The 4,274-nt window shown below is 30.7% G+C and carries 5 protein-coding genes; all 5 read right to left on the reverse strand.

The window, feature by feature from the left end:
- Window positions 1-964 (reverse strand): glycosyltransferase (locus RR430_RS09015; RefSeq protein ID WP_332508988.1); only part of this gene is annotated, 964 nt, incomplete at its 3' end.
- Window positions 961-2,055 (reverse strand): glycosyltransferase family 4 protein, encoded by a 1,095-nt coding sequence (locus RR430_RS09020; RefSeq protein ID WP_332508990.1) that lies wholly within the window; start codon window positions 2,053-2,055, stop codon window positions 961-963. The genes RR430_RS09015 and RR430_RS09020, both read right to left, overlap by 4 nt.
- Before the next feature lie 14 nt (window positions 2,056-2,069).
- The gene (locus RR430_RS09025; protein WP_332508992.1) at window positions 2,070-2,867 is read right to left on the reverse strand and encodes a glycosyltransferase; all 798 of its coding nucleotides are present in this window, start codon (window positions 2,865-2,867) and stop codon (window positions 2,070-2,072) included.
- On the reverse strand, window positions 2,868-3,707 hold the full coding sequence (locus tag RR430_RS09030; RefSeq protein WP_332508994.1) for an NAD-dependent epimerase/dehydratase family protein: 840 nt from the start codon (window positions 3,705-3,707) through the stop codon (window positions 2,868-2,870).
- Window positions 3,707-4,274, reverse strand: a 568-nt coding sequence (gene rfbC / locus RR430_RS09035) for a dTDP-4-dehydrorhamnose 3,5-epimerase (protein WP_332508996.1), incomplete at its 5' end; no start/stop codon positions are given. The genes rfbC and RR430_RS09030, both read right to left, overlap by 1 nt.

Genomic DNA, 4,274 nt, shown 5'->3' on the forward strand with positions numbered 1-4,274 from the left:
CTTTTGCTTCTAGATTTACAGTAGGATAATTATCTTCTAGTGTACAATTAATAAACGCATCTGCAGTTGAATACCATTTTCTTAACTCATTTACATCAATCCTTTGAATTCCCATGATATTTACTGGTAAATTTTTCTGTTGCTTCTTTGATACTCCTATCATAACAATTCTAGTATCTTTATCTATTAATTTAGATAGTTTAATAATTTCACTAAACCCTTTTTGTTCTGTCCAAACATTTGCTACACATAGTAATACTCTTTTATCAGTTAATCCATAAGTTTCTCTTAGATTAGATTCTTCAAAGTAAAAATAATCTAATTTAACATCATTATGTATGACTTGATGTTTGAAATTTGACATCATTGATTGACTTACTTCACCATCTAGCCATTTTGATGGTGATACCAAAGTCATATCAACGCCTTCATAACAATGCTTCTTAATTTGGAAATTTTGCTTTGAATGACTTAGTAATCGATAAGGATACTCATTTCTGTACTTACAGTTTTTACAACCATTCTTCCATTCAAAACACTCGTTGTAGTCATAATATGCACAATATCCGGTATACTCCCAACAATCATGCAATGTCCAAACTATTTTTCTATTTGTTTTCTTAATATAGTCGAATAACATTGGATAATTAAGATAAAACCCATGGATAACATGTAAATGTATAATATCTGGATTGATTTCATCTATTCTATTAATGATTTTCCTTGTACTGTGTTTACTGTATAAACCATGTTTATCAAAAAACAAAGCAAGTGCAGCATGCATTGCCACACCTATTGGTGAGTATATTTTGGTAACATTCTTAAAAGTAGCGTTCTTAGGCTCTTTGCGCGAGTAAATTACATAGGATTCATATCCATCGTTTAATAATTTCTCATGGATATCTGCAACTATCTTACCCGTACTAGCAAATCCGTATACAGAGTTAATTTGAAGTATTCTCATAAATTAACTCTCCTTTTTATCTCATTGAATATTAACTTATAATCCTCTACCATGTTTTCAATAGTATATTCTTGAATCGATTGTAATGAATTATCTCCATATTCTTTTCTTTTGGTGTCCTCTATTATTAACTGATTAATCGCATTAGACAATAGGTTTACATCTTCAATTGGTACAATTATTCCATTATTAAACTCATTTACAAACTGTACAGCTGAAGCACATTTATTTGTGGAGATAATTGGTAACCCAAATGACATAGCTTCATTTATAACTAATCCCCATATATCATATCGTGTAGGTAGCACAAAAATATCGCTTGCGACAAAGTATTTACTTAATTCTTCTTTTGTTTTAAACCCAATAAAATGAATATTATTTAAATTATTCTTGCTAATTATCTCTTTAACATTTTCTTCTGGTTGTCCTCCAGCTATAAATAATTCTACTGTTGATGGTACATTTACCATCGCTTGAGCTAATATATCATAGCCTTTTCTTGGTATTTGTTGACCTATTGAAAATAGAACTACTTTATCACTTAAGCCTAATTCAGTTCTATATTCTTCTCTTTTTACCATTAATTCCCTATTGTTATCTATATCCTCTTGCATTTGTGATGTAAATCGGTAGTATAATCGCTTCTTTGGATCTACATGATAATAATCGTAGTACTTATCACACTCTACCCCTGAGGAAGCAAAGAAATGGGCTTGTCTCATCACAATGCTTACGACTGGATCAATTACCCTAGGAATCGGAATTCCACCGTCAGCATGCATTAAAACGACCTTCCTGCGCATTTTATACCACAAAGTCAAAAGTATACATTCAAATTTAGAATAATCCGCATTCCAAAACAGATCGTAATTACCCATCAGGTATTTAAACATAAAGGGAATCTTCTTAAAAAATGATTTAGGTAAGTAATCAGCCTTAAATGATTCAAAATCATACTTTAACCATGAGTTTTCACGGTCAAAAGAAGTAGCATCCTTAAATATAACCGTTAACTCTACTTCTTTACCGATTAAATTTAAAAACTCTACTAAATAAGGTGCTGGTAAGTGATTAAACATTAATACTTTCATTAAAGTTTCTCCTACTAAATCTTATTACTTTCTTCTGATTTTACATAAAAATGGTGGATAATCTTTGCTAACCACCTTGGCCATAACATCATCATAATTTGCAAATCATCTTTAGATCTAGATGAATCTGCAATATTTAGTGATGTAGCTGACTCAGGATAAATTCTATGACCTACTATTTGTTTAGGTATATAGATAAATTCTCCTTTTGATTTTGCCATTAAAACCCAAGTTAAATAATCACATGAGTTTTTTAGAGTTGTATCAAAGATATCTTTTCCCATTTTGTCTTTATTAATTGTAACAGTAGGACATGAAATGCTATCTCCTAAAGCTAATATAAACTTCCTATATGCTCTATTTTTCCACATAAACTTATATTGAATCAAATGATTCATTATTTGTTTAATCTTTAGTAGCTTTTGATTTGATACTGCATTTTCTTCTCTTATTTCGTAATAGTCAGTAAATAACAAAATTAAATCACTACTTCTATTAGCATATTTTAGCGTAGTTTCTGCAAAGTCATCATCATAAATGTCATCTTGATGAACTATGGTTACTAATGGCGTAACACAGGCATTATATCCATAATTCCAATCACTACCTGCCCCTTTTGAATTAGGATTTATGACATACTTAATATTGTATTTATCACATAACCCTAAAATATGATCATTTGGAGTGGATGTAGATAAAATAATATTAGTTTTTACCGTTTGATTAAGTACTGATAAAATAGTCTTTTCTAAATACTTATTTTCTTTATATGCAATTATCGCAAAAGTGTGATCATTTGCAGTATACATCATTTATCCCTCCAACTTATTTAATACAATTCTATTAATTTTATCATTGTTTCCCCAAACTCCTGGTGAATCATATGGACGATCTGGGAAAGCCCCAATATTTAAAGTCATCTCTAACTCATTCTCAATAATAAAATCATTAATTCTATTTAGTAATGAAACAGGCTTACCTGAACAACAGTTAATAATTCCATTTATCTCAGTTTGTTCAATTACCGCAACAATTTGGCTCGCTAATTCATCAATATGGATAAAATCATATAAATTCTTCCCTGAATTTAGGGGAAATTCTTTCTTTCCCTCATCTGCAGCAAGCCTTATCTTTCCAAAGATAGAATTACTTCTTCTATCATCGCCCGTTATATAATACGCTCTAATCCATTGAAAAGTTACATCATATTTACTAGCTAATATACTTGTAGCTTGTCTCAATGCATTCTTTGCAATACCATAATATGATTTTGGGTTGCAAGGAGTATCCTCATCAACCTCACCTTCCCAGTATCCAATTTCGTGCATTGAACCCATTATAGCAACATGTTTACATCCACCTTGAATCATATTTTCAATAAATGATATATGCTTTGGTAAATCATTTATATGCGTGCTTGCCATATGGTTAAAACCATCACGCCAAGCTAAATGCAATAATATATCAGGTTTACCTACTTTATTAAAGATATCTGTATCCTCGTCAAATAGATTCACATCAATCATCTGTACTTGTTCACTTAAACTTGATCGTGATCTATCAAGCGCAACTACTTCATGTCCATTTTTTAAAAGTTCCTCACAAACATGACTTCCAATATATCCATTAGCCCCTGTAACTAAGACTTTCATTAAAAATCACAGTCTACTTCTTCTAACATCGGTGCATTCGCATCTTTATCAGACAAAATAGGTTTTACCCCTTTCAAAATATGTTCCCAATCAATATTAAATTGAGGATCTAGATAGTTTACTGAACGCTCATTTTCTTTAGAGTATACATTATCAACTTTATATTCAAAAATAACGTCATCACTTACACAATAGAATCCATGAGCAAATCCTCTTGGAATGTATAATTGTTCAACCCTGTCCTCTGATAATTCTACTGCTTCCCACTTAAGGTAAGTACTACTATCTTTTCTAAGGTCAACCACGATATCCAATACCATACCTTTAGTACAACGCACTAATTTAGCTTGGCTATATGGATTTTTTTGAAAATGCATACCACGCAATACACCTTTTACCTTTGAAAAACTTCTATTATCTTGTACAAAACAGTTATCAATCCCTGCTTCTTTGTATTTATCATAATTATAGACCTCTTCAAACCAACCACGGTTATCTTCAAATCTATCTAATTTAAGTAATTTAAGTCCATTTAGTGTTAAGTCTATAACTTTCATAAAATACCTC

The sequence above is a fragment of the Anaerorhabdus sp. genome, from assembly GCF_036641015.1.
In the GTDB taxonomy this organism is placed as follows: Bacteria; Bacillota_I; Bacilli_A; order Erysipelotrichales; family Erysipelotrichaceae; genus Anaerorhabdus.

Coding starts and splice junctions, on each gene's coding strand:
- RR430_RS09020 (WP_332508990.1), bottom strand. CDS start 2,055: ATGAAAGTATTAATGTTTAATCACTTACCAGCACCTTATTTAGTAGAG.
- RR430_RS09030 (WP_332508994.1), bottom strand. CDS start 3,707: ATGAAAGTCTTAGTTACAGGGGCTAATGGATATATTGGAAGTCATGTT.
- RR430_RS09025 (WP_332508992.1), bottom strand. CDS start 2,867: ATGATGTATACTGCAAATGATCACACTTTTGCGATAATTGCATATAAA.